The organism is Actinoplanes sp. NPDC020271, assembly GCF_044388125.1.
Lineage (GTDB): Bacteria > Actinomycetota > Actinomycetes > Mycobacteriales > Micromonosporaceae > Actinoplanes.
In genome coordinates, this window is record NZ_JBIRWQ010000080.1 from 1 (window position 1) to 2,791 (window position 2,791).

The 2,791-nt window shown below is 69.9% G+C and carries 3 protein-coding genes; 1 reads left to right on the forward strand and 2 read right to left on the reverse strand.

Annotated features, from left to right (window positions below):
* Positions 1-90: 90 nt before the first annotated feature.
* Both ACH442_RS47955 and ACH442_RS47960 read right to left on the reverse strand, forming a co-directional pair.
* A complete protein-coding gene (locus tag ACH442_RS47955) occupies positions 91-696 on the reverse strand; it encodes a TetR family transcriptional regulator (protein ID WP_396344912.1) in 606 nt (201 codons plus the stop codon).
* Complete coding sequence (locus ACH442_RS47960) at positions 693-2,204, reverse strand: MFS transporter (protein ID WP_396344913.1); 1,512 nt, start codon at positions 2,202-2,204, stop codon at positions 693-695. The genes ACH442_RS47955 and ACH442_RS47960 overlap by 4 nt, the downstream gene beginning before the upstream one ends.
* Before the next feature lie 131 nt (positions 2,205-2,335).
* Here ACH442_RS47960 and ACH442_RS47965 point away from each other — a divergent pair, with 131 nt between their 5' ends.
* Positions 2,336-2,494, forward strand: coding sequence for a hypothetical protein (locus ACH442_RS47965; protein ID WP_396344914.1), 159 nt, complete (start codon positions 2,336-2,338; stop codon positions 2,492-2,494).
* Positions 2,495-2,791: the final 297 nt, after the last annotated feature.

A 2,791-nucleotide genomic window follows, 5' to 3' on the forward strand; every position in this document is an offset into this window, starting at 1 on the left:
GCTGGAGGCCTTCACCTGTTCGCGAGATGGATCAACAATCCTCAGATCGAGTGGTCACACTTCCTCGACCAACGTCCCCGGATATCACAGCTAGCCGAGGGGTAGACCCTTCTGCAGCAGATCGAGGCCCTCCACGAGACGCTCGAAGTCGGACGGCTGCAGCGGCGAGTTCCCGGTCATCCGGCCCGGCGGCAGAATCGCCAGCACCACCCCGGCGATCGCGCCGCCCATCACCCGGACGCGCAGGTCGTCGGCCGGCAGACCGGTGCGCTCGGCGATCACGTCGCAGATCAGTTCGAGCGCGTCGTTCATCTGGTTCACCGCCCGCGCCCGCAGCTCCGGCACCTCGGCGAACAGTTTCTGCCGGCGGCGCTCGCTCTCCCACACGTCCGGGGTGAGCCGGGCGAACACCTCACGCATGGCCCGCCGGATGGCTTCGATCGGCGGCACGTCCAGCGGCTGCGCGCGAACCGCTTCGGCCAGCATCGGGTCGTAGTCGTCGACCAGGATCACGTCCTCCTTCGCCGGGAAGTAGCGGAAGAACGTGCTCGGCGAGACCTCGGCCGCCTCCGCTATCTGGTCCACGGTGGTCGACGCGTATCCCTGTTCCTCGAACAACCGCATCGCGTGCTCGCGGATGGCGGCCCGGGTCTTCGCCTTCTTGCGTTCGCGCAGGCTGGTGGGGGTCGAGGTCATACCCCCGATTCTGCCAGCACGGTCTCCGGTGAGCCGGTGGCCGGGCGGCGCCCGTGCCGCGGCAGGATCAGCGCGAGCAGCACCCCGGCCACGGCGACGACACCGGTGATGACGAGCGCGACGTCCATCCCGTGCGTGAACGCGTGCCGGACCGTCTCCAGCATCCCCGGGTCGCCGGCCCGCTGAGCGAGCGCCACCCCGGAGGCGGCGCTGTCCCGCGCGGCGGCCGGCAGCCCGGCGGCGTCGATCTCGTCGCGGTACCCCGAGTTCAGCACGGTGCCCAGCACCGCGACGCCGATCGCGCTGCCGACCTGCCGCATCGCCTGGATCAGACCGGACCCGACGCCACTGCGTTCCGGGGTGAGCGCGGCCAGCGCGGCGTTCATCGACGGCGGCAGCGTGCAGCCGAGACCGAGCCCGGTCACGCTGACCCAGGCCGCGACGTAGCCGTAACCGCTGTTCACCCCGGTCAGCGCGCCGGCGAGCAGCGCCCCCGCGACCAGTGCCAGCCCGGCCCCGACGATTACCCGGGCGCCGAACCGTGCGACCAGCCGGTCCGCGAGCCGGGCGCCGACGAGCAGACCGCCGATCACCGGGAGCAACCGCAGGCCGGTGCCGAACGCGTCGCGCCCCTCGACCGCCTGGAAGAACTGCGGCAACGCGAAGAGCAGCCCGAAGAACGCGAAGCTGGCAACCGTGGCGAGCACGGCGCCGCCGGTGAAGCCGCGCGACCGGAACAGCCCGAGATCGATCAGCGGGGACGTCGCCCGCCGCTGCCACACGACCAGGGCGATCAGGGCGACGACGCCTCCGGCGATCGTCAGGGACGACCGCAGGTCACCGAGGCCCCTCTCGCCGGCTTCGACGATCCCGTACGTCACCGCGACCAGCCCGGCAGCGGAGAGCACGATGCCGGCCGGGTCGATCCGCCGTTCCCGGTCGCCGTGCGACTCCGGCACCCAGGCCGTGACCGCGAGCAGCCCGAACACCACGATCGGCAGGTTGATCAGGAACACCGAGCCCCACCAGAAGTGGTCGAGCAGCCAGCCGCCGAGCAGCGGGCCGAGCGGGATGCCGAGCGCGTTCGCGGTCACCCAGATGCTGAGCGCACGCGGCCGGGTCCGCTCGTCGAAGACGACCGTGAGGACCGCCCCGATCAACGGCATGATCACCGCGGAGGCCAGGCCGAGCACGGCCCGGGCGGCGATCAGCTGGCCGGTGCTGTCCGCCCACGCACACCACGCGGACGCCGCTCCGAAGAGCGCGAGCGCGCCGAGCAGGAAGCGTTTGCGGCCGTACCGATCGCCGAGCATGCCGGCCGGCAGCAGCGCCGCGGCCAGCACCAGCAGGTACGAGTTGGTGAACCACTGCAGGTCACCGGTGGTGGCGCCGAGGTCGTGGGCGAGCGTCGGCAGCGCCACGCTGAGCACCGTGCTGTCGAGGCCGACCGCGAGCGTGCAGAACGCCAGAGCGGCGAGCGCGAACCAGCGCGCTTGGGAAGTAGCCATGAAATGAGAGTAACTGTCAAAATAGAGCTGCTTTCAGTTTGCTCAGTGTCCTCTCAGGTTTGGGCGTGCCTTTCCCACAGATCTCTCATGTTGTGTGAGGATCATGAATCGGATGTGGGGGTGGGGATGCCGTGAAGAAGATCCTGGGCTGGGTGCTGCTGTTCCTGCTGGTCTTCTGGATCGGCACGAACCCGGGGCCGGCCGCCGACGTGGCCCGCAGCATCGGCGACGGCGTCGCGCAGATCTTCACCAACATCGGCACGTTCTTCGTCAACCTCGCGAACGGCTGAGCCGCCGTCACCTCCGTAGTCCGTTGACGACGGCGAGTGATCGCAACACCGTCGACACGATGTGGCGAACCCGCGGAGCCAGGCCGGCCGAACGCACCTCGCCCCACCGGTTCCGGACCCGGCCGGAAGACCCGAGGAGCTGCGTCACACCGGACACCGGGGCCGCCGTCGCGCCGGCCGCGCCGGTCACGGCGTGATCGGCTAGCCTCGGTCTTTCACTTGAGCGTCGGCTCATAGCTTCTGGTCAATGAATCTGATTCGCGTGTCTCTCGCTGTTTTGAGGGCATGCTGAATGCC